We start from the raw sequence: 23,436 nt of genomic DNA, 5'->3' as shown, positions 1-23,436 counted from the left end.
AGGGTGTAACCTTTCTGCCTCGCAATGCCGGGCGTCACCCGGGAAGTCGAACTCCAGAGCAGAGCTGTCTCATTCAGCAAGATATGCCGCCCAATCCTGCATCAACTGCATTCGCCGCTTGATCGCCGTGCCGCGGCGGTAGGCGCGCTCTGCCTTGTTCTGGATCGTATGCGCGAGCGCCTGTTCAATGAGTTCGCGCGGGTATTCCGTCATGTCGCCGGCCCAATCGCGAAACGTCGATCGGAAACCGTGCGTGGTCGCGTGCCCGTATTCCATGCGCTTGAGCAACATCGCCATGGCCATGTTGGAGCGGGGCGCCCCTTTGATGCCAAAGACTATATCTGTGTCTTTGGGGGCCTCTGGCCTTACGGATTCGAGCAGGACGATCGCCGCGGTCGACAACGGCACGACGTGTTCCTCGCCGGCTTTCATGCGGTCTCCCGGAACGGTCCAAGTTCGATCGACCATGTCAATTTCGCCCCAAGTTGCGCCAAGCGCCTCGCCGGACCGGGCGGCCGTCAGGATCGTAAATTCGAGGCATCGGGCGCTTGCGGCGGCGCGCGACCGCAACGCCTTCATAAATGTGGGCGCGTCGGCATAGGGCAGGGCGGCGTGATGTCCACGCGCTAGCTTTGATTGCTTTGGAAGAAGAAGGGCCAGATGACCTCGCCAAGCCGCTGGGTTCATCGAGTCCCGTGGGCGGAGGCCGCGAGCCTTTGCGGCGTCGAGTACCTTCTCGATCCGGCCTCGCACACGCTTTGCTGTCTCCGCCTTGTTAAGCCAGATCGGCTTGAGGGCCGCCAGCACGTCGTCGGTTCCGACGTCGGCAATGGCCATCTTGCGGATCTCCGGCGCGTAGTCGCGGAGCGTGCTCCGCCACTGCTTTCTGTGAACGGCATTTTTCCAGCCGCCCTCAACGCTATCGAGATAGTCGTCAGCAAAATCGCCGAAGGTGACTACATCCAGTTTCGCCTCTGCCGGTGCTGGCGCCAGCTTTGCCGCGCGCTCAGCAATAGGATCGCGTCCCTCAACAATGGCGGCCCGAGCTTCGGCTGCAGCGGCGCGTGCCTTCGCTAGAGTAACATCGGCGACAGCGCCGAGCCCCATTTCCTTCCGTTTGCCGCCTTTGATCGAGACAAGTACCCAGCGCCGCGACCCGTCTTTAGTGATCCGGAGCCACAGGCCGCCGCCGTCGCCATACCAGCCGGGTTCCGTCGTCGCGGCGATCAACTTGACGTTCAATTTGTTGAGTGTGCGAGCCATTGGCGATCCCTTTGTGTCCGCCGTCCTATAGCATCCTAACCAGCGTCCTAATACCGGTCATGGTCGTTGGTGATAGTCAACGGACGTCAGCGGAAACAATAGAGCCGTTTGTTCATGTATATAAACGACTTATGACGAGAAGCGGCCGAAATATCCTGATTTAACAACGCAGGAAATACCCCGTTATACGGACTCCCGCTCCGCCACCCTGCGCTTCGATGGCGCTCAAGTCCTAAAGGTGAAGACCAGGGCGTCGTGCTTTTGCGGCAGTCACTCCCTCGGATCAGTCCGCCGCCGACCCCGTTTCGGCGTTGAAGCGGGGGTTCGCGAAATCGATCGGGGAGGGGCGTATCTCGGCGGGCGTGGTGGCGCTCTCGGTCCAGGCGCGGCAGAGCATGTCGCGGAGCATCGCCGCACCGGCGGTCGTCTGCGTGTAGACCAGTGCACGCACGTCTTTGTCGGTGAAATCGGCGAACCCGTTCCGCTTTTCGAGGCTGTAGACGCGTTCCATCTTGTCGCCGGAGTCGTCGAGAAAGGCGAGGATCGCGTCGAACATGTCCCCGTCGCGGTGCCCCGGCGCGCCGATCCGCGGCGTGATGTCGGATGCGGTCAGTTTCATCCCATCCACGAAGCGGCTCTCGAACCGGCCGTGGATCGATCGGTCGGTGGTGTAGCCCTTCGGATTGGGCCGACGCCAGCCATCGCTGTTGACCGAGTCGTGCAGAGGCTGCGCGCCGTCGCCGATATAATGGCCAAGGCGGATGACGTCGAAGCCGCAGTGCTGTTCGGCGAACGCGCTGTCGCGGCCAGCCTGCTTTGCAGCGCGAACGTCGCGCATGCAGACCACAATCCGCTCATAGGCCTCGATCGCGGCATAAGGCAGCGTCCCGGTCCAGCGCACGTTGGTGCGCGCCGCGGTGGCGGGATCGGTGCGCTTGATCTTCTCATGCTGTTTGAAGACCGCGATGACGAATTCATAGCGGGAGCGGGGGATCGGCTTCAGGAAGGTGAACTGCTCGCGGAACCAGCCATGGTTCGGATCCTCCGCGATCTTCGAGAAATTCTCGGACGCATTACGCCAGGCGTCGGGCAGCGACGCCGATCCGGCGATATAGTCGACCTGGCGCCGCAGGAAGACCGGGCCGTCGTCAGGGATGGACTCGATCGCGGCGCGGTCGATCACGGCATGCGCGGTGCCACCCCAGGCCTGCGCCGAAGTGGGGATCAGGGTCATGGCAAGACCGGCGATCGTGGCGAGCAGGGCAGGGCGCATCACAGGTTCCAGACGGATCAGGGATCGAGGGGATCGCGCGGGTCGACGCGCAGCGATAGTGGCGACGCGCGAAACGCGAGTTCGGTCGGCGACACCCGCTGGCCGACTTGCCCGGGAGCATAGCCCAGTTCGGCCACATTGCGTTGCGCGAACGCGGCGCTGGCGATCGTCTCGCTCTGGCCCGGATTGCAGACGATCACCGCGTCCTTGTCGAGCGGTGCGCCCAGCGCGACGAGCAGGCGCGTGGCGTTGCGCAAATTGGTCGTGGTGTGCCGGGCATAGGGTTCGACGACGATCGCGTCCGCCGGCACGCCGTAGCGGTCGATCAACGCCGCCCGCATCTGCTCCGCTTCGGTAAAGCGGGTCGCGCGGGGATGCGCGCGTCCGCCGGTGACGATGATGACCGCGATGTCGCCGCGCGCATAGCGCTCCGCGGCGAGGCGGATATGGTATTTTCCAAGCGGGCTGAGTGCGGCGTTGGGTGTCTCCGGCCCGACGCCGGTGACGATCATCGCGCTATAGCGCCACCGCGTCCAGTCGAGTGACCGCGCGCGCTTCACGGGCGCGGTATTCAGTCCAGCCATCAGCGGATCGAACCCGATCGCGTCGGTGCGGTCGCTGACGTCGAGCAGTGCCAGTGCGAAGTCCATGCTGGTATCGAGCGCCTGTATCGATCGCGCGCGCGGTGTGCGCGACAGCCAGTCGGCGGCCTGCAATCGCGCACGCATCTCCATCGGGTCGATCGGGCCTGCCCCATCGATCTGGGGGTATCGCGGCACCTGGCCAAGGCCATAGGTGCGCAGCACGGTGTTGATCCCCTCGATCTCGCGCCTGGCCTGTGCCGCGCTGCCGTCGTCGGCGGAAGACGTGCCTTCCGGTACTGCCGTGGCGAGGACCGAGGTCTCGGACTGGGTCCAGACCAGCGCCTGCACGATGCAGCCCAAATCGTCGGCGCACGCGGCCCGCCGCTCGGCCCGCGTTGCCAGCATCGCCGCGACGTCCGGTTTCGCCTTCAGCTGCGCGACCCCGCCCGGATCCGTGCCGATCGCGTCGAGCAGCGGGAACAGCCGGTGCGACAAGGCGCCGATGACCCGGTCGCTGACCGGGCCCGCTTGTGCGTGAGCGACGACCGGCGCTGCACTGGCCGGCGCGCCCGCAAAGCCGAGGATCGCGGCTGCAAGCGAAAACCCGAACCTCACCAGGATTTACCGACGACGAGACGGACATTCCGGCCGAAGATCGGACGGCCGTAGATCGCTTCGGAGCTGCCCTGACCACTCAACTGATCGGTCCGCGTGTTGCCCTCGGTCAGGCCATGCGCGTTGAACAGATTGTCACCGACTACCTGCACCTGCCACGTGCCATGGCGCACCGTCACGCCGGCGCCGGTCGTGCCGTAGGCCGGCAGCGCGGTATTGTTGTACAGGTCGACGAAGCGCTTCCCCATATAGGTGTAGCGGCCATAGACCGACACCGCGTTGTCGCCGAGATCGAAGTCGAAGCTCGGGCGGATGTTGCCGTAGATCTTGGGCTGCCGAACGATCTGCTTGCCCTCCGCCTGGACGGGATCGGCGCCGGTCGAGCTCCGGAAGTTCTTGTACTTGGGATCGCTGATCGTCAGCGCGCCGTTGAGCGAGAACCATGAGGTCAGCGCGAGCGATCCGTCGAATTCGACACCCTTGACCTGCGCTTCGCCGATGAAGGGGATGTTGACGTCGTTGCGCCCGGTCGACGGGTCGAACGCCAGGAACGAGGCGTTGAGCGGATCGAAATTGGTATAGAAACCGGTGACGTACAGATAGGACCGGCCCGCGGCCAGCTTCAGCCCGGCCTCATATTGATCGGCGATCGTGGTCAGGATCGTCGGGTTGATGCTCATCACCGTCTGCACGCTCGGCGGTGTCTCGAGATGCGAGGCGCGACCATAAACGCCGATGTGCCGGTTGAAGTCGTAATTGGCACCCGCCGTCCAGTTCGTGACGTGCGGCTTGCCCGTCTGGTTGATGATATTGCCCGTAAACGCGCGCGTGGTGTCGTCGGCCAGCGTCGCGCCGTTGCCGAGATCGGCCTGCCCGGTCAGCGCGGCATAGCCGGTGTAGCTGTAGCGCTCGTGGCGGATGCCCGCGTCGAACCGCAGCCCGGGAAGTATTTCCCAGGTGTCGTTGGCGAACAGCGCGATCATCTTCGCATCGGAATTGCCGCGCGTCAGCGTCGCGGCATAGTTGAGCACGCCCTTATCGGTGACGGACCCGATGCGCGTTCCGGCGGCGTTATACGCGATCAGGTCGAGCGTCCGTGGCTTGCCCGCCACCTCGATCAGGTAATTCTGGTAGATCGTCCGGCTGTCCTCGCCGTAAAGGCTGCCATATACACCGAGCTTGAGATCGTGGCTGCCGAAGCCGGTTTCGAACTTCTTGGCGACCGACAGGTTGACCTGGTTCGAATAGAATTTCGAGTGGATGTCGCGGTACTGGCCCTGCAGGACGAGGCCGGAGGCGGCATAGGGATCGTAGACCGTGTCGGTGCCCGCGAGCACATAGCCGAGCGACGCGACGGGTCCGAACGCGGTCGTTGCCCGCGCCCGGTAGCCACTGGCGAAGCTGTTCGCATCGACCGGGTTGGTGGTCGAGTAGAAGGCGTTGAAATCCAGCTTGCCCATCGTGAAGCCGGCCTTTGCCGACACCAGCCAGCCGTGGAACTCCGCGTCGTACTGCGTGCCGATGTTGATCATCCGCATGTGGCGACCATCGGCAAGGTCGCTCGCCTGGTTCTGGACCACGCCCGCGCCATCGCGGTAGCGCAGGTTGACGTTGCGCAGCGCTGGCGAGTTCATCGTGCCGGAGAAATAGTCGATGTAGCGATCGAGCGAGACCGCCGGATTGCGCGGGTCGGCGGTCGGGATCGGCAAATAGAACACGTTGTGATCGTTGACATAGTTGACGCTGAGACGGAGCGAGCCGTTGTCGAGATCGTGCTTGATATTGGCGCGGAACTGGCCGCCCTTGTCGTTGGGAAAGCCGTTGTCGCGGTAGCCGTCGTGATAGCGCACAAAGCCACCGACCGCGTAATAGGTCTTGCCGCCGAGAGGCCCGGACTGGACGATGTCGGCGCGGTAGAGACCGGTGTCGCCGATCGTCACCTGCGCCTTGCCGCGCACCTCGTCGCGCCCCGTCACCTCGATCGCATTGACGATCGCGCCCGAATAGCTGGCATAGACAGGGGCGGGGCCGCCGCGGACGACCTCGACCCGCTCGGTCATCAGATCGGGCTTCAGGATCGCGTCGCCGCGGAAGAACACGCCGTCATTCTCGTGGAACAGCGGCAGGCCGTCCTGCTGGAAACTGACGAAGCCACCATCGTTCGGCAGGCCGCGGATACGGTAGATGTTCTGCACTTCGCCGCCGGTGATCTCGGTCTGGAAGCCGGGCAGCTGGCCGATCAGGTCGGCGAAGTTGACCGGGGCGATCTTCTCTATGTCGGCCTGCGAGACGACGTTGATCGCATAGGACGCATCGAAGCGGCGTTGCGCGCGAGTCGAGCCGGTGACGATGACGTCCCCCTTGCTCTCCTCTGGAGCCGCGGACTGCCCGCTTGCCGGAGCGGGATCGGCCGCCGTCGCCGAAGCCGCATCGGTCGCCTGCGCTCGAGCCGGCATGGCGAAGGCTGCGGACATCGCGAGAAACGCGGTGCCGGTCGCGAGAACGGATTTGAGCATGGGCCCCCCAAGAGCGCTACGCCGCCGAAGCGGCCATCACGGTCCCGTTGGTGTCCAAATGTTACAGCTTCAATTATCGGACCAAAAAAATACCAATTTCGCTAGGGCGTAACTTCTGAAGATGCGGCCGAGACCGGCCTCGCACGCTCCTGTTACGCCTGAAAAAGCGAGCGCGCCTTGCGTATCGATGTCGTTCCGCTCGCATCGGTCACCGCATAGGTAAAACCGGGCAGCAGGCAGTAGGCGCCGACATTGCCGTGCGGGTCGAGCGCGAGGAATCCGACCTGAACGCCCCGGATCGCGTCGCCGCGCAATTTGGCGATGTGGCGGACGACGTCTTCGCACGCCTTTTGCGGGGTGGCGCCGGCGCGCATCGAGGCGACGACGCGTGCCGATCCGGCGACGCGCGTCACTTCCTCGCCAAGCCCGGTCGATGTCGCCCCGCCGACGCCGGCCTCGACGTACAGGCCCGAGCCGACCTGCGGCGAATCGCCGACGCGGCCGCGCATTTTGAACGCCATGCCGGACGTCGTGCACGCCCCCGCCATGCGGCCGTCGAGCGTACGCGCGAGCAAGCCGATCGTGTCGTGATCCAGCGCGCCGCCGGGCGTACGGGTGATACGGTTCTCGCTATTGGCTTCGGGCTGGTACTTCGAAGTCTTGAGCCAGTCGCGCCACGCCTTTTCCGCTTCGGGCGTGAGCAGCTTTTCCTGCGGAAACCCCTGCTCGCGCGCGAACGTCGTCGCGCCTTCGCCGACCAGCATCGTGTGCGGCGTCCGCTCCATCACACGCCGCGCGACCGAGATCGCGTGCGTCGTATTCTCCAGCGCCGCGACCGCGCCGACGCCGCCGGCATCGTCCATGATGACCGCATCGAGCGTGACGTGCCCGTCGCGGTCGGGATAGCCCGAATAGCCGACGCTATGGTTGTTCGGGTCAGCCTCCGGCACCATGCCGCCTGCCTCTACCGCGTCGATCAGCGATCCGCCTGCGCGCATCCTGGCAAAGGCGGCGGCGTTCGCGGCGGCGCCGAAATCCCAGGTGGACAGGAGGATCGCGCCGGCGGCCGCCGGGGTGGAACGCTGCGCGGCGCGCGCGAGGCCCGCGGTAAAGGGCAGTGCGCCAAGGCCGCTCAGCGCCGCCAGCATCGACCGTCTCGTCGTCACAGTTTGATCCCCCGTCCGAATGTCCACCGACGCTATCGCAGCGATCGCCAGGGCACCAGTTATAACGCGATCCCGTAACACCTCATCGCGAATGTATTAGATAGGTATTGTTCGGGTATTGACTAATATGACAAATCCACGAAACCTGCCGTCCGAACCGGTCAAGGCGTCAGGGCGCAGCCGGGTAAGGGATAATCATATGATCTTCGACCAGACTGTGTCGCGTATCGCTCTTGCGGGATCGCTGCTGTTTTGTGCGGTCCCCGCGATGGCGCAGGATGGCGCGGCTGATCCCGCACAGGCTCCGACGCAGGCACCGGATCCGGCACAGACACCGGCACAGGCCAAGGTCGAGGCGGATGCCGCAACCGCGGTTGCCGGACCCGATCGTGCGCCCGCGTCGGACGACACGGTCGTCGTGACCGGATCGCGCATCCAGCGCCCGAACATGACGTCGGCCGCGCCGATCACGTCGGTGACTTCGCAGGACATTCGCGCGCAGGCGGCGGTCAATGTCGAGGACGTGCTCAACCGCCTCCCGCAGGTCGCGCCCGACAGCCAGCAGACCTATGCCGATTCCGACGGCCGCCAGCGCATCAAGCTGCGCAGCCTCGGGTTCGAGCGGACGCTGGTGCTGATCGACGGCAAGCGCATCGGCACGCAGAACGGCCAGGATGTCGGCATCATCCCGCCCTCGCTGCTCGAGCGGGTCGACGTGCTGACCGGCGGCGCCTCGTCGGTCTACGGATCGGACGCGGTCGCGGGCGTCGTCAACTTCGTCCTCAAGAAGGATTTCGAAGGCCTTCAGATCGACGGCAACTATAATTTCTACAACCACAACAACAAGGACACGGTCGTGTCGTCGCTGGCGCGCGCGAACGGGTTCAACAGCGCGCGGGGGCTGTCAAACGACGGCGGCCGCGCCGATATCACGCTCACCGCGGGCAAGAAGCTGTTCGACGGCGCGCTGCGCATCAACGGCTTCGTCAACTACAAGCACACCGATGAAGTGCTGCTGTCGGACCGGTCGAACTCGGGCTGCTATCTCACGCAGACGAGCCTCAACGCGCCGCTCTCGTGCGGGCTGACGCCGAACAGCTCGACCAGCGGGCTGATTTCGCCGCTGGACGGCGAAGGTGTCGCCAAGGGGCAGTATGTCAACAACCCCAACGGCACGCGCACCTTCGTGGCGTACGGTCCCGGCGCGGGCAATGCGTCGAACTATTTCAGCAACTATGCCTATCAGCGGCCGTCGGAGCGGATCAACGCGGGCGGCTTCGTCAGCCTCGACATCGCGCCGGACGCGGAGCTTTACGCCTCGGGCATCTGGTTCCGCGACAAGTCGTCCAACCGCTATCCCGGGATTGCCGGCGGTCAGGTGGACGTCAACTGCAACAATCCGTTCCTTTCGGCATCGCAGGCCGGCACGATCTGCGGCGCGGCCGCCGGCACCGCCGCGACCGCGCCGATCGACGTCCGCTACCGCCTGGGCGAGAACAACGATCAGGCCGATCAGTATCTGAACAAAGGCCTGCGCCTGACGGGTGGTCTGCGCGGCAAGGCCGGCGACGCATGGACCTACGATATCGGCGGCGTCTATGCGCGCAACAGCCAGGACTACACGCCGACCTTCGTCAACCAGGCCAACCTGCAGAATGCGATCACCGTCGGCGGCACGCGCGCCGCGCCGACCTGCGCCACCACCACCGATGCCGCGTGCGTGCCGTTCGATGCGTTCAGCGCGGGCAACACCAATCCGGCGCTGATCGACTATCTCTTCGACCGCGGCACGTCGAAGACCGTCGGCACGCTGTACGACGTGCAGGCCAACGTCACCGGCGATCTCGGTAAATACGGCATCACGTCGCCGTTCGCCGAGCAGGGCGTCGCGATCGCGCTGGGCACCGAATATCGCAAGGACACGCTGAAATCGACCGCCGACGCGGCCTATCGCGCAGGGCTCGGCGGCACCGACACCTATCTCAAGCAGGACGTCTGGGAAGCCAATGTCGAGGTCCAGGCACCGCTCGTCGAGCATAAGCGCTTCGTCGACCTGCTGCAGGCGAACGGCGGCTACCGCGTGTCGAAGTACAGCAGCAATCCGAGCACCTTCAACACCTGGAAGATCGAGGGGCTCTACGCACCGGTCAGCGACCTGACGTTCCGTGCGTCGTTCAACAAGGCGCAGCGCGCGCCGACGGTGACCGAGATCCGGCAGGCGACCAACGTCGAGTTCGCCCGCGGCGGTTCAGGCACGATCAACGATTTCTGCGCCCCGACCGTCACCACCGACGCGAACGGCGGCATCACCTATGGCACGCCGGTCGCCTCGCGCGACGTGTGCCGCGCGACCGGCCTGTCCGATGCGCTGTACGGCAGCCCCACGCTGATCTGTCCGGGTGATGCCTCGACCGGCGCGACGGGTTGCACGGTGCGGTCGGGCGGCTTCACCGCCGAGCCCGAGACCGCCTATACCCAGACCTACGGCCTGATCGTGAAGCCGCATTTCATCCGCGGGCTGGTCTTCTCGGTCGATCGCTACCGGATCAAGATCAACGACTCGCTCGGCTATAACGATTACAGCTACTATACCGACGGCTGCCAGCGTTCGAACGGCGATGCGTTCTTCTGCCAGGGCATCGTCCGCAACCCCGGCACCGGGACGCTCTACTCGCCGGCATCGGGTAACCCGACCACGGGCTATATCCGCCAGGGTACGACCAACTATTACACCTCGATCGCGCAGGGTTGGGATTTCCAGGCGCAATATGCGCTCGACCTGGCGACGGCAGGCAAGATCGACTGGAGCTTCAACGGCTCGCTGACGACCTTTGCCGGCGGTCAGGATTCGCCGGTCCAGCCCGAGCGCAACTGCGTGGGCTATTACGGCAATGGCTGCGGCCAGCTGATCCCGAAATGGTCGCACGGCCTGCGCACGACCTATACGACGATGGACAAGGTGTTCAGCGCGTCGTTCAACTGGCGCTATGTCGGTTCGCTCACCAATGCCGACAATTCGGGCGATCCGGCGATCGGCGGTACGCCCGAGCGGGAACGCACGAGCTATTACCACATCGCACCGCAGAGCTATTTCGACCTCGCGCTCAACTTCGCGATCGACAAGGCGTTCTCGCTGCGGCTGATCGCGAACAACCTGCTCGACAAGAGCCCGCCGATCGTGCCGGACTCGTACAATGTGGCGCTCGCGCGCACCAACACGATCCCCTCGCGCTACGACTCGCTCGGCCGCAACATCGCAATCGGCGCCACCGTCCGGTTCTGACGCGCACGACAAGACATGGAGGGCTCGTCGGCGACGGCGGGCCCTTTTTCGTGTCGGCGGGTCGCGCGCGGCACGGATTCGCTTTTTGATGCCGTGCCACATTGACCCGAAGGAGCATCGAAGGCCATCAGCGGGCTATGACCAAGAGCAAGGGACGTACCGGCGCACATGCGCGTGCCAATATCCAGCCGCCGCCGACACCCGTCGAAGTGGACGCGGCCAAGCGCGAGGTGGCGCAGATCGAAGGGCGTCTTGCCGGCCTGGCGTCCGGGCACCCGTCGGTGAAAATCTGGAAGTCCCGCCTCCGCCTGGCCCAGGCCGTGCTCGCGCGGGCGCCGTCCGGCTGAGACACCGGCCGCGCTCTGCGCGTGCGGGACGCAAAAAGGGCATCCGAGTCGCCCCGGATGCCCCAATTACACAGGCCGCTTGGAAGCCGCCTGACTGAACGTCTAAGACCCCAGGGTCTTAGATGCCGTTCGACAGATTGGTATCCGCGTCGTTGGTGCGCATGTCGTCAGCCTGGTTCTGACCGGTCGCGCGCACGGCGTCGGCCTTGTTCTCGAGCGTTGCTTCGGCGGCTTCGTTGCCCGTGGCGTCGGCAGCGTCTTCGAGGTTGTCGGCGACGGCTTCGGTGTTCGACTCGATCTTGTCAGCAGCCTGCTCGCGCGGGCTGGTGTTGCAGGCTGCGAGCGAGAGCAGACCGGTGGCGACGGCGACGGCGAAAATTTTCTTCATGATCAACCCTTTTCTTGGTGGCGTACGGATACACGAGCACGGTTCGAATTCAACGCCTATCCGACGGATGGGGTATGGCTGGTGAGCGGCGCGCCAGGTCTTGGGCCGGTGCACTTCGTTCGTTTCGGTTGCGACTCCAGCGTGCACGCGGCGTGGCCTGCGCTATCATTTCCCGATAGTGGGAGGACAGCGATGAGTCGGAGCACACAGCCCAATGATGGCTTGACGGGATTGCGGCCGGTCGTGACGCCGCCCCCGTTTGGCGTGATGCCCAATGCGGCGCATCAGGATGCGCTCGGTTTCATGAAGGCGGACACGTTCGCGCTCGCGGTCGTCGAGTTCGACGACCAGGGGCGCTGCTATGATCGCGCTCAGCTCGACACGGTGTCGGACCGAGTCGAAACCATGCGGACCGGGCGCGAGGACGTTATCCTGCTGCTGTTCGTCCATGGCTGGAAGCATGACGCGCGCAGCGATGACCCGAACCTGTCGTCATTCCGCGTGGTGCTGGCGCAGACCGCTGCCTATGAACGATCATCGGCAGCCGCCGCCGGCGGTGCGCCGCGCCCGGTGATGGGGATCTTCGTCGGCTGGCGCGGCCTGACGGCCTATGGCCCCAGCGACATCGTCGCCGATACGACCTTCTGGGGACGCCAGGCCGCCGGGCACCGGGTCGCGGTTGGCTCGGTGCGCGAATTATTCGGTCGCCTGCGCCATTATCGCAACTCGCGCCTCAAGAATGGCGGTGCGCCGCTGCTGGTCATCGCCGGGCATAGTTTCGGCGGCATGATCGTCTATTCGGCGCTCGCCCAGTCGCTGATCGAATCCGCGTCGGCACCCGTCGAGACGGTCATCCCTGCTTTCGCCGATCTGGTCGTGCTTGCAAATCCGGCCATTGAGGGCGCGCGCTACCTGCCGATTTACGACCTGGTCTCCAGCACGGCGTTCAAGGGGCGCACGAACGTGCAATTGCCGGTCTTCGTCTGTATTCAGGCGACCAGCGACCAGCCGGTCGGGACGTTCTTTCCGATCGGCAACTTCGCGAACCGGCTGGAGGAGGCAACGATCGGCGGGCTTGAGGAACGCTGCGTGACTCACGCGATCGGTTTCATCGACGAATTCCGCACGCACAAGATCGCCGGACCGGACGGCAACGCCCCGTTCGTGCTCACGCCCCCGCAAATCGAGCAGCCCGATCCGTTCTGGGTCGTCGCTGCGGCAAAGGCGGTGATCGACGGGCATAGCGGTATCTGGCAGGCGCCGTTCCTGTCGTTCCTCAAGGCGCTGGTCTTCCAGCAGGTCGCCCGCTCGCAGGCGACGACCATCGCTGCAGCCTCTTTGAACGACGCCATCGCCGCCAGGAATGAGAAGGCGCCGAGCACCGGCGGCAATCTCGCCGAATTCGCGAAGGAAATCGGGCTCTGAGCCTCACGCTGGACTTGGTTGCGCCGGCCTTCTGCTGCCCCTTGGGGGGCGAGGCCGGCAGTTTGGCCACTGTGTCACGTCGCTGCATCTGCGGCTGCTGCTGGTGAGCAGGTCTTCGCCGAATTGGGCAGGGAACCGCGCTGGCCGCCGGCAGTAGTAGTGTGTAGCTAGTGTACGCGAAGGTGTATGTCTCGCCGGCCTGTATTGGAGAACGGATGTGAAGATCATTCTCACCGCGCTGATTGCGATGTGTGCAACATCGCCGTCCTATGCACAGTCCTCACCTTACCGAGGCTCGCCAACGCTAAGTCCGTCGTTGATGGCTTCGCCAGAAGCCGGAACACGCGTCGCTGACAGCCTGCCGGGTCGAAGCTCGCTCGAGACGCCGACGATGCGCAGGCAAAAGCGTAACCAGGCACTTGCGTTGCGGGAAGAGGCGTTGAAACTACAAGCGCAGGACGGCGGGACGCTGTCCGAAGACCATAAGCGCTATATTCAGCGCAAGTCTGCGGCAATACTTTCCTATACCGATACCCGAGTACCTGGGTTGGTTCAGCCCGCAAGGTAGACCGCAAGGGAACGCTTTCCACGACGTCGCTATGCAACCTCCAACCCGATCCGCCGCTGCCCAGGACGCGGATGTACTGGAGGCGAGCAAGCCAATGCGATCGGGTGTTTCCAAGCGCCCGGCGGTCAAGGACCGGAACGTGCTGCATGGCTGGCTCGGGCGTCTTGCTCGCGAACTTGCCGCGCGGTACCTACACCGTCCTGACGACCCACGGCCGTCCGGACTTTATCGGCATGTGACACGAAGTGTTCAGGCTTGCGCACTATGATGAGCGTGTCCCTGAAGGACACACCCGAGGACGATCGATGCGCGTGCCCCTGCTTACCCGTCTGCTTTTGTCCAGTATCGCCGCAAGCCTCCTCGTCCCGGCACCCGCGGCCGCCAGCTCGCCCGAGCTGATCGGGCTCGAGCGTGAGCTGAGCAAGCTGATCGCGGCGCGCTCTGGTGACTATGGCATCGCCGCGCTCGACCTGCGCGACGGCTCGACGGTCTCCATCAACGGCGACACCCCGTTCCCGATGGCGAGCACGGTCAAGATCGCCATTGCCGCCGCCTATCTCGCCGAGGTCGATCAGGGCCGACGCAGCCTGGGCGACATGATTGCGGGCCGCCCCGCGGCGAAAGTCATGGAGCTGATGATCATCCGCAGCGACAACCAGGCGACCGACCAGTTGCTTGCCGCGCTTGGCGGCCCTGTCGCGATCCAGCGGTGGCTGTCGTCGCAGAATATACCGGGCATCCGGATGGACCGGAGCATCGCCCAGTTGCTTCGGGAGCGCGGCCACCTTGCCGACATCAAGGATGTTGCCACGCCGATTGCCATGGTCACGCTGTTGAACAAGCTCGACAACGGTACCGTATTGGCCCCGCAGAGCCGCGCCTTCCTGCTCGGACTGATGGGCCGATGCGCGACGGGAACCCGCCGGATCCGCGCGCTGCTTCCCGCAGGCACCCGGGTCGAGGACAAGACGGGCACGCTGGACGGTATCACGAATGACGTGGGGTTCATCACCATGCCCGACGGCCGCCGCGTGGCGATCGCGGTGTTCGCGCGCGGTGGACGCGATCGGCAGCCCGTCATCGCCGAGGTCGCGCGCGTGATCTACAACCGCTTTGCGGACGGTGTTCGCAACGCGCTCGCAATCTTCATGCAGATGCGCTGATCAGGGTTTAGCAGAGCATCACGCCGGCAATCCGGGGCGCTGGTGGACCGTGCGCGGCTCCGGACTCTCGGGGCGGCCGCGTAGCGAAGTCGAACGCCGCGATCGGTCCGAGCCCGCTCGCGGCGTTCGGGCCGACCGATCGGATCCTACGCGGCGCGCGGCGGTCTCAGAAGGTGGCGATCGAGAAACTGCTGGTGCGTCGGCATGGCTGCGACGACATCGGTGATGTCGCTGCGCATCTTGGCGAGCACGCCGGTGAGTTGCGGCCCACCCATGATGGTGCCCAGGCGGTGGTGATCGCGTGGCATCAGCCGCTGGCCGAGCATCACCTGCACCCAGCTGGCGACGCGGAACAGGTCCTCGCCGCCCTGATAGGCCTGCGCGGCCTCGGCGAACAGCGCGATGCGCTCGACCAGCGTGTCGGGGATCGGCATGTCCCGCCGCGCCGCCCAGAATGGCTCGGGCCGTTCGTTCAGGTGATAATGGAGGATGATGAAGTCGCGCACGCGCTCCAGCTCGGCCTGCGCCTGTTCGTTGAACCGTGTCACCGCCGCGGGTGCGATGCCGCCGAACGGAAACGCCTGCATCAGCCGCGTCACGCCGGTCATGACGAGGTGGATGCTGGTCGATTCGAGCGGCTCGACGAACCCGCTGGCCAGGCTGAGCGCGACGCAGTTCCCCATCCACACCTGCCGCCGGCGACCGGTGCGGAAGCGGATCAGCCGCGGTTCGGTCAGCGGCGCGCCGTCGATCGCGCCCAGCAGCCGCGCATGCGCTTCGTCGTCGGACAGATGCTCGCTGGCATAGACCAGGCCATTGCCCACGCGGTGCTGCAACGGAATCCGCCAGCGCCAGCCTGCGTCGTGCGCGATCGCGCGCGTGTAGGGATGCGCGGGGCCGGTCGCCGCGCTTTGCACCGCCAGCGCGCTGTTGGTGGGCAGCCAGTGCGACCAGTCCTCATACCCGGCGGCATAGGTGCCCTCGATCAGCAGCCCGCGGAAGCCGGTGCAGTCGATGAACAGGTCGCCTTCGACCCGCTCGCCCGAGTCAAGGACGAGCGCTCGGATGAACCCGGTCTCGCCGTCGCGATCGACGCTGGCGATGCGTCCCTCGATCCGTTTCAGCCCGTTCGCCTCGCTGCGCGCGCGCAGGAAGCGGGCATAAAGACCGGCATCGAGGTGATAGGCGTAGTGGATCTCGCCTTCGCTGGGGAGCGCGAACCGCTCCGCCTTGGCCGCCTGAAGCTCGAGGCAATAGTCGCCGATCTCGCTCGGATCGCCCGCGGCTTTGGCGGCAAGCCAGAAATGGTGAAAGTCGCCCATCCAGGTCGATTTGCCGAGGTCGCCGAACGAATGGATGTAGCGATCGCCGTCGCGCGCCCAATTCTCGAACGAAATGCCGAGCTTGAACGTGGCTTGCGTCGCGCGCATGAATTCGCGCTCGTCGAGGCCCAGGATCGCGTGGAAGGAGCGCATCGTCGGGATCGTCGCTTCGCCGACGCCGATCGTGCCGATCTCCTCGGATTCGACCAGCGTGATGTCGAGCAACTGCCCCAATTGCCGTGACAGAGCGGCGGCGGCGAGCCAGCCTGCGGTGCCACCGCCGGCGATGACCACTTTCTTGACGCGCTGCTCGGTCATGATCGGCTCCTATCGATTGATGCGCTGGAGGATTTTGGCGCGCAACCGCCGCGCCGACATCGCATCGAGCGGCGCAAGCTCGCCTCGTGCAAGCTCGGGCAGGTGCGCCCCCGCCTGGTCCGCGGGACCGAACACATAATGGTCGAACATCGCGCGCCACGCCTGCTTCTCGTGATCGGGTCGGTCGCGCAGCGACAACAGGCCGTGGAGCAGCGTGTTCATCGGCGTATCCATGAACCGCGGCACCGCGTTCCACCAATAGTTGATCATCACGTTGAACGCGTCCAGCGCCTCGACATTGTGCCACCACAAGGCCGGGTAGAGCAGCACGTCGCCGGGCTCGATTTCGGCGATTTCGGCATGCGCCAGCGCCTCGGCGAAGCGCGGGTAGCGGTCGAAATCGGGCGCGCCGAGGTCGACCATGCTGACCACCTGTCCGCCGGGCGTCGGCTCGAGCGGTCCGGGATAGAGGTTGGCGACCTGCTCCGGCGGGAACAGCGTGAAGCGCCGCCGGCCGACGAGGCAGCACGCCAGGTTGTTCGACATGTCGTAATGCGTCGAGGCGATCGTACGATTGCCGATCCAGATGCTGACCAGCGGTGGGTGCTCGGCGAGCTGCGGATCGCCGAACGGCAATGCCGCCTGCGCACGAAGGCCGGGCAGATACAGGTCGATGTCGGTCGAGCCGATATAGATGGTGGGGGCATCCGCATCGTCGAGGGTGGTGAGGATCTGATCGAGATAGCCGGACAGCGACCCGCTCTCCCGCCTGAAGTTCAGCCCAGCGCAATCGTCGGCATAGCCGAAGCGGCCGCCGATCACCGGATCGCCCAGATACGCGGTGACCGGACGCCCCCCGTCGAACTGCTTGAGCCACGTCATCGCCGGCGCGGCACCGTCCAGCCCGACCGCCACCAGCGGCAGGTCGCGCGCAATCCCGCGCAGGATCACCGGGCGGCCGTCGGCGACCAGATCGGCGACGGGCACGCTGGCCGCGTCCGTGCCTTCGATCACACGCGTGCGGCGCGTGATACCGGCTTCCATGCTCAACCGATCTCACTCAGCAGCGGCTGCTTGCGGGCAATCAACTGCTGGATATTGCCGAGCGATGCCGCGGCGAGGATGGCGAGACGCAGCACGCCCGAGGCATGCAGCCGCTCGAGCGGTTCGCCCGTCAGCGCGGCCATCTGCTCGATGTCGACGACCAGCACGTCGGGAATCGTATAGCGACGCTCTTCGCTGACATCGACGGTGAGCGTTACCGGCGTCAGGAGCCCGGCCTCGTCGAGCGCGGCATAGGCGGCCGGCGCGGTGTCCATCCCCTCATACAGCAGGCGCAACACGCCGGTGACATGATCGAGGTACGGCGTGTTGCCGCCATGTTCGAGGAAGAGCGGCAGCCCGGCATCACCGCCGACGCGCGTGTCGTCGAGATCGACCTGCAGCATCGGCTCGCCAATGTCGTCGCCGGGTGCGCGCACCATCCCGATCGAGAAGGGGCCGCGCTGGTGACTGGCGGGCACATAGCGGCTCGTCCAATAGTCGTCGGCGAGATAGAGATTCTCGTCGCGGTCGAGGCCCAGCAGCGCATAGGCCTGCACGCCCTTGTCGCGACGGCGAAAGATGATGGCGAATTCGCGCTGCACCTGCTCGAACTCGGCGGGGAAGATCAGCGCCTGATTGGCGGCGTCGCCGAACGCGGCGCCCGCGCGCGGGGTTATGCGCAGATCGGCATGGTCGATATTGTTGATCTGTACGAGGTTCATCCGCTCCGGTCCCGCTTTTCCACAAACTCTATCAGCGCGGTGGCGACCGACAAAAGAAAAAGGCCGCTGCAGCACGTCGCGGCGGCCCTTCTCGCGTGTCGGGCGTGGACCGAGATCCACGCCCGCAGTCGTCAGAAGCGGTAGCGCGCGCCGAGATAGAAGCGGGGCTTGAGTTCCTGCACATAGACCAGGTTGGTCTCGGTGCGGGCATATTGGCGGAACGGCTCGCTCGTCAGATTGACTGCCTCGAGCGAGACCGAGATGTCCTTCGTGACGTCGTAGCTCAGGCTTGCATCCAGGGTCCCGAACGCGGCGGTGAAGAGCGGGTTGCGGTTGACGCCCTGGTTGGTCGCGGCGAGATATTTGTCGCGCCAGTTATACGACACGCGCGCCGAGATACCGTTCTTGTCGTAGATGGCGGTCAGGTTGGCGCTGTCGCCAAGGCCCGTGAGTGCGAAGATGTTGACGTTCGGATCCGCATAGGGGTCCACGTTCACGTCGCCGCTGACCTTGGTGTACGAGGCGGCAAAACCGAAGCCGGTATCGCCGAAGAAGTTGGTCCAGGCGATTTCGAAGCCGTGAATATTGGCCTCGCGGTTGTTGATCGGCTCGCTGATCGCAAAGTTGACGAGCGGATCGTTGGAGTCGCCGACCAGGTTCACGTCGAGCGCGAGCTTGTTGTAGAACGCACCGTTGAGCTTACCCGTGGCCGGGTCGAGCGCGCCCTGAAAGGCTGCCGTCGCCGCTGCCCTGTTACCCGCATTCTGCTGGAGCAGCGCGGTATAGGCGAACAGGTTTTCGTCGGTCTGGGCGATTCCGTTGGAGCGGAGATAGTCCAGCGCCGTACCCGACCGCGACCCTACTGCGCCCGACCCCGGATCGCGCAGCCCGAACAAATTGCCGCTCGACACCTGGTTGCCGACGAAGTTGCGCACGTTCTTGTTGAAGAAGCCGACCGACACGAAGCTGGTTGGCTTATAGTACCATTCGACCGACACGTCGAAATTGTCCGACACCAGCGGCAACAGCCCCGGATTCTGGCGCGATGCAGGCGCTGCGCCCGCGCCGAGCGCCGTTGGGCGGTTCGGTGCGTTCGCCGAGACCGAGGCGAACAGATTGCCATAGTCGGCCCGCGCGAGCGTCCGGCTGAACGAGGTGCGCGCGACCACATTGTCGAGCACCTCGATGTTGAAGTCGAGCGAGGGCAGCAGGTTGTCGTACTTCGCCTTGACGTTCACCGCGCCGCCGGCGGCGCCGCCGAGGACCGCGAAGTCGTTGTCCGACTGCCATTCGAGCGCAGTCGGGATCGACTGGAGTGCCAGCGAATTGACCCTGGTCTGCTCGTACCGCGCGCCGATCAGCGCGTTCGCACGGCGCCCGCCAATGTCGCCGGTCCAGTTCAGCTGGCCATAGACCGCCCAAGTCTTCTCGCCGACCGTATCGTCCGTCGATCCCACCAGGACCCGGCCACGCCCGGGGACGTTCGCGTAATAAGGCGAGAAGACGTTGAGCAGGTCGACCGCGTCCCCGCGGAACGCGACCAGTGCCGAACCGGTCGACGCCGGATCGAACTTGTCGAATTTGCAGGTCAGGCAATAGGTGCTGACGAGATCGCCCGCGAGCTGGCTGACGAGCCCGGTGTCGGTGATGCCCCAGTCGCCCAGCAACTGCTGCGTGTTGGAACTGGCCGAGCGGGTCTTCGCATCGACATAGTTGCCGCCGAACACGAAGCGGCTCTCATTGCCCAGATCCCAGCCCAGTTCCGCGTTGAACTGATTGACCCGCGATTCCTGCTCCGAGAAGATCTCGCGAGCGATCTGCGTACCCATGTCGCCGATGTCGAGGATGTTGTTGCAATTGCCGCCGCGGCCGCCGTTGGTGGCGTTGCAGTCGTTCAGCGTTTCCGACTGTTGCGGGAAGCCGCTGGTGAAGTCGACCTTGTGCGTCGCGCGGACCGGGGCGCCGATCGAGATCGTCGTTGCCGACGTGCCGTTCGCATTGTCCGGATCGGTGGTCGATTTCGAATGGTTCGCGTCGAGCTTCAGCGACAGGGCGTCGGTGAAGTTCCACTTCAGATTGCCGCCGAACGAGTACAATTCGGTCTTCGTAGCGAAGCGCTGCTGCTCGTATCCCTTGTCCGCCTGCTTCGACTCCGCCAGGATCACGGCGGACTGCATCTGCTTGTTGTCGTCGAACGTGATTTCGGTGAAGGGCCGCTGGAACCAGTTGGTCTGCTCGCTGCGCTCGTCGCTCAGCTTGTTCCGGGCATACAGGCCGTCGATCGTGATCTCGAGACGGTCGGTCGGCTTGAACTGGATGTTCGCCTGGCCATTGAGCCGCTCGCGACGGTTCTCTGAGAACTGGTACCGGCTGTCGTTCGGGATCTGCACATAGGGCGTGGTTGGCGAGTTCGTGATCTTGGTCGCCGCATCCGTGTACACGCCGTTGCGCGCCAGGACATCGGCCACCGGCACGATGTTCCAATAGTTCGGATTGGACTGGACCGACGTCGATTCGCGCAGCTGGTAGCTGCCGAAGACGTTGACGCCGAAGGTTTCGCTCGGATTCTTCCAGTTGATCAGACCCGACAGTTCGGGCGTGACCTTTTTGAGGTTGGCCTCGGCATTCTCCACCGAGGTGTCATACAGCGCCTTGGCGCCGATCGAACCCGACAGGCCGTCCTCGCGCGCATCGAGCGGGTGGCGGGTGACGACGTTGATCGCCGCGCCGATGCCGCCCGACGGGATGTTCGCCCGCCCGGTCTTGTAGACCTCGAGCGTGGCGACGCCCTCGGATGCGAGGTTCTGGAAATCGAACGAGCGGCCGGTGCCGACCGCGAACGCGTTGCCGGTGCTGGTATCGATGCTCGTCGAGGCGAGCTGGCGACCGTTCAGCGTCACGAGGTTGAAGCCGCCGCTGAACCCGCGGACCGCGACCTGAGAGCCTTCGCCATTGGCGCGCGTGATCGACACGCCGGTGATCCGCTGCAGCGATTCCGCCAGGTTGGTGTCGGGGAACTTGCCGATATCCTCGGCCGAGATCGCGTCGACGACGCCTGCGGAATTGCGCTTGATGTCGATTGCGCGATTGAGACTGGCCCGGATCCCGGTGACGACGATATCCTCGGTCGTGCCGGCCGTGCTGTCACCGGGTGTCCCGGAGGGGGCCGCCGTCGATTGGCCGGACGGCTGCACGGCGATGGATTGATCGACCTGGCCGGTTGGCGCGGTGCCCGACTGCGCGATGGCGGCGCTCGATGCCGCGAGGCCTGCCATGACCGCGATGGTCGATACCGAATGCGCGAGCGCGCGCGGAACTGTGATCATAAATCCTCCCCCGATACCCGGCCGCCCTAATCAGACCGGAATGCACACGGTCGTTGCCGCGTATGATAAGGCTACCATTGGGCGGGGCAGTGTCAACATCGGAAACATGGGGGGCGACCTGCGCTTTAACTGAAAGTTATTTGGGTTAATCGTAGGGGCGAGAAAAGCGTGTTTGATTCCATGATTTTAGCCGTAACCTTGCTGCTCGGCTTCTACGAGGCAGCAGTGGGGCCCTTCGCGATTTCCTACGAACATTTGCAACGTGTGACATCGCGGGCACTATTATGGCGCGACCGTGATTGATCCACGTAAAGAGCGCTATCTAGTCTGAGTCGATAGGCCGCGGACGGTTGGTGTTCATCTTGTCGTCCGATACGGCGCTTCTTCGTTGAAGAGTGTGGTAGCGGTACAGGGCGGGGCCGTCATGGAAGCGCCGCGGTCGCGTACGTCGTTCCCGCCGCTCTATAGCGATCGCCAACTTTGGTCGCGGCGCTGCGCCGGGAGCTGGGGATTCCCCAAGGCGGTGGCGCAACGCGTTCCAACGAACCGCACAGCCTCGCCCGCGACCTTCACCGGGTGTCACCGATCGGCTTCAGCCCTGCGAGCAGGCGCATCGTCAGTCGCGCGGTCGTCCCCCATGGCGGCCCGAGGCGTTCGAACATGGTGATCGGTCCGGCCTTGTGCACGGCGCGCGCGTGACTGAACCGGAGGAAGCCGTCATGGCCGTGATACGCGCCCATGCCGCTGGCGCCGATCCCGCCAAAGGGCAGGCTGTGCTGCGCGACGTGGAGCAACGTGCTGTTGATCGTGACGCCGCCCGACGTCGCGCCGTCGAGGATCCTGCGCTGCATCGCGGCGCCATCGGCGAAGCAATATAGCGCGAGCGGGCGCGGGCGCGCACGGACGAACGCCAGCGCCGAGTCGAGCGTAGCATAGGGCTTTACCGGCAGGACCGGGCCGAAGATCTCCTCGCGCATCAGTATGCAGTCGTCGGGCGCGCCGAGCACGACCGTCGGGGCGATACGGTGCCCGGTGGGTGGCGCCGACGGATGCGTGAGGATTTCGCCGCCGCCGCGCCGCGCCTCCTCGATCGCGTCGACCAGTCGCCGATGGTGCCGCGCGTCGATGATGTTGCTGTAGTCGCCATTGCCCTCGATCGTCCGATAGCGCTGGAACGCTGCCGACAGCACGGAGTCGGCAAAGTGTCGTGCCGAGGCTGCCGGGACTAGCGCGTAATCGGGCGCGACGCAGGTCTGGCCGGCGTTCAGATAGCGACCAAAGGCGATCGACCTGGCGGCGCGGTCGATCGCGAAATCGGGGGCGACGATCGCCGGCGACTTGCCCCCCAGCTCGAGCGTCACTGGCGTCAGATGGTCGGCGGCGGCGCGCAGGATATGGCGACCGACATTGGTCGATCCGGTGAAGACGAGGTGATCGAGCGGCAGTCCCGACAGCGCCTGCGACACCGCGACGTCGCCCGGCACGACGGTCAGGCGGTCGGCGTCGAACCGCTCGGCCACCAGACGCGCGAGGACGGCGGCGAAGGCGGGGGATGCTTCGGACGGCTTGATCAGCACGCGGTTGCCCGCGGCCAGCGCGTCGATCGCGGGCCCGAGCGTCAGGAACAGCGGGTAGTTCCACGGCGCGATCACGCCGACGACGCCGAGCGGTTCGTACCGCACCCAGGCGCGACCCGGTTGCAGGCTGAGGTCGACGCGGCGCGGGGCGTCGCGCATCCACCGCGTCAGACGCGACCGCGTGTGGCCGATCGCCGTCACGAGCGGCACGATCTCGAGGATATCCGTTTCTGCCTGCGACCGTCCGCCGAAATCGTCTGAAATCGCGCGCACCAGCGCGGCGCGCCCGTCGATCAGTACCCCGCGCAGCGTATCCAGCAGCGCCTGACGGACCGGCGCACTCGCCGCGGTCTGGTCCCGCGAGGCGCGATGTTGACGATCGAACGCAGTTTGCAACGCCTGCAGGTCGGGGGTCATGGCAATCCTCTCGATCAGGGTCGCGTCGGCGACGTCCCGAGATCCTATTGCGCGCCAAATCGCATAACAAGAGCGATGATCATATTTAGGTATAGCGAGGATCACAAACGCTGATAGGA

16 protein-coding genes are annotated in these 23,436 nt (G+C 65.1%); 5 read left to right on the top strand and 11 right to left on the bottom strand.

The window, feature by feature from the left end; all coding sequences use genetic code 11:
- Nucleotides 1–69: 69 nt before the first annotated feature.
- The 5 genes from EV283_RS05045 to EV283_RS05025 form a co-directional block, all read right to left on the bottom strand.
- Nucleotides 70–1,263, bottom strand: coding sequence for a site-specific integrase (locus EV283_RS05045; protein WP_130323156.1), 1,194 nt, complete (start codon nt 1,261–1,263; stop codon nt 70–72).
- A gap of 283 nt (nt 1,264–1,546) precedes the next feature.
- Nucleotides 1,547–2,536 carry a nuclease gene (locus EV283_RS19310; protein ID WP_207223030.1) on the bottom strand — a complete coding sequence of 330 codons (990 nt, stop codon included), beginning with the start codon at nt 2,534–2,536 and terminating at the stop codon, nt 1,547–1,549.
- A gap of 17 nt (nt 2,537–2,553) precedes the next feature.
- Nucleotides 2,554–3,735 (bottom strand): YdcF family protein, encoded by a 1,182-nt coding sequence (locus tag EV283_RS05035; protein WP_242615784.1) that lies wholly within the window; start codon nt 3,733–3,735, stop codon nt 2,554–2,556.
- Nucleotides 3,732–6,251, bottom strand: coding sequence for a TonB-dependent receptor (locus EV283_RS05030; protein WP_130323154.1), 2,520 nt, complete (start codon nt 6,249–6,251; stop codon nt 3,732–3,734). The genes EV283_RS05035 and EV283_RS05030 overlap by 4 nt, the downstream gene beginning before the upstream one ends.
- A 152-nt stretch (nt 6,252–6,403) precedes the next feature.
- Nucleotides 6,404–7,417 carry a N(4)-(beta-N-acetylglucosaminyl)-L-asparaginase gene (locus EV283_RS05025; RefSeq protein ID WP_130323152.1) on the bottom strand — a complete coding sequence of 338 codons (1,014 nt, stop codon included), beginning with the start codon at nt 7,415–7,417 and terminating at the stop codon, nt 6,404–6,406.
- A gap of 199 nt (nt 7,418–7,616) precedes the next feature.
- On the opposite strand from EV283_RS05025, the gene EV283_RS05020 reads away from it, so the two are divergent.
- Both EV283_RS05020 and EV283_RS05015 read left to right on the top strand, forming a co-directional pair.
- The gene (locus EV283_RS05020; protein WP_130323150.1) at nt 7,617–10,700 is read left to right on the top strand and encodes a TonB-dependent receptor plug domain-containing protein; all 3,084 of its coding nucleotides are present in this window, start codon (nt 7,617–7,619) and stop codon (nt 10,698–10,700) included.
- Between the two features lie 137 nt (nt 10,701–10,837).
- A complete protein-coding gene (locus EV283_RS05015) occupies nt 10,838–11,047 on the top strand; it encodes a hypothetical protein (RefSeq protein ID WP_130323148.1) in 210 nt (69 codons plus the stop codon).
- 118 nt (nt 11,048–11,165) lie between these two features.
- Here EV283_RS05015 and EV283_RS05010 read toward each other — a convergent pair whose 3' ends face one another.
- Entirely contained in the window at nt 11,166–11,435 is a 270-nt protein-coding gene (locus EV283_RS05010) for a hypothetical protein (RefSeq protein WP_056412501.1), read from the bottom strand.
- 192 nt (nt 11,436–11,627) lie between these two features.
- Here EV283_RS05010 and EV283_RS05005 point away from each other — a divergent pair, with 192 nt between their 5' ends.
- The 3 genes from EV283_RS05005 to EV283_RS04995 all read left to right on the top strand — a co-directional run bounded on the left by EV283_RS05005 (nt 11,628) and on the right by EV283_RS04995 (nt 14,591).
- The gene (locus EV283_RS05005) at nt 11,628–12,860 is read left to right on the top strand and encodes a hypothetical protein (protein WP_130323146.1); all 1,233 of its coding nucleotides are present in this window, start codon (nt 11,628–11,630) and stop codon (nt 12,858–12,860) included.
- Between the two features lie 217 nt (nt 12,861–13,077).
- Nucleotides 13,078–13,428, top strand: a complete 351-nt coding sequence (locus EV283_RS05000; RefSeq protein WP_130323144.1) for a hypothetical protein — start codon at nt 13,078–13,080, stop codon at nt 13,426–13,428.
- 305 nt (nt 13,429–13,733) lie between these two features.
- Nucleotides 13,734–14,591, top strand: a complete 858-nt coding sequence (locus tag EV283_RS04995) for a serine hydrolase (protein WP_130323142.1) — start codon at nt 13,734–13,736, stop codon at nt 14,589–14,591.
- Nucleotides 14,592–14,737: 146 nt separating this feature from the next.
- On the opposite strand, the gene EV283_RS04990 is transcribed toward EV283_RS04995, so the two are convergent.
- The 5 genes from EV283_RS04990 to EV283_RS04970 form a co-directional block, all read right to left on the bottom strand.
- Nucleotides 14,738–16,231 (bottom strand): tryptophan halogenase family protein, encoded by a 1,494-nt coding sequence (locus EV283_RS04990; protein ID WP_130323140.1) that lies wholly within the window; start codon nt 16,229–16,231, stop codon nt 14,738–14,740.
- Nucleotides 16,232–16,240: 9 nt separating this feature from the next.
- Nucleotides 16,241–17,275, bottom strand: a complete 1,035-nt coding sequence (locus EV283_RS04985) for a cupin-like domain-containing protein (protein ID WP_130323138.1) — start codon at nt 17,273–17,275, stop codon at nt 16,241–16,243.
- Between the two features lie 2 nt (nt 17,276–17,277).
- Nucleotides 17,278–17,997 (bottom strand): SapC family protein, encoded by a 720-nt coding sequence (locus EV283_RS04980; protein ID WP_130323136.1) that lies wholly within the window; start codon nt 17,995–17,997, stop codon nt 17,278–17,280.
- A gap of 131 nt (nt 17,998–18,128) precedes the next feature.
- A complete protein-coding gene (locus EV283_RS04975) occupies nt 18,129–21,323 on the bottom strand; it encodes a TonB-dependent receptor (protein WP_130323134.1) in 3,195 nt (1,064 codons plus the stop codon).
- Between the two features lie 569 nt (nt 21,324–21,892).
- Complete coding sequence (locus tag EV283_RS04970; RefSeq protein WP_130323132.1) at nt 21,893–23,317, bottom strand: coniferyl aldehyde dehydrogenase; 1,425 nt, start codon at nt 23,315–23,317, stop codon at nt 21,893–21,895.
- Nucleotides 23,318–23,436: the final 119 nt, after the last annotated feature.

Source organism: Sphingomonas sp. BK036 (genome assembly GCF_004216825.1).
GTDB lineage: Bacteria > Pseudomonadota > Alphaproteobacteria > Sphingomonadales > Sphingomonadaceae > Sphingomonas.
The sequence above is the reverse complement of the archived record's forward strand: the minus strand, read 5'-3'. Positions and strand labels throughout refer to the sequence as shown.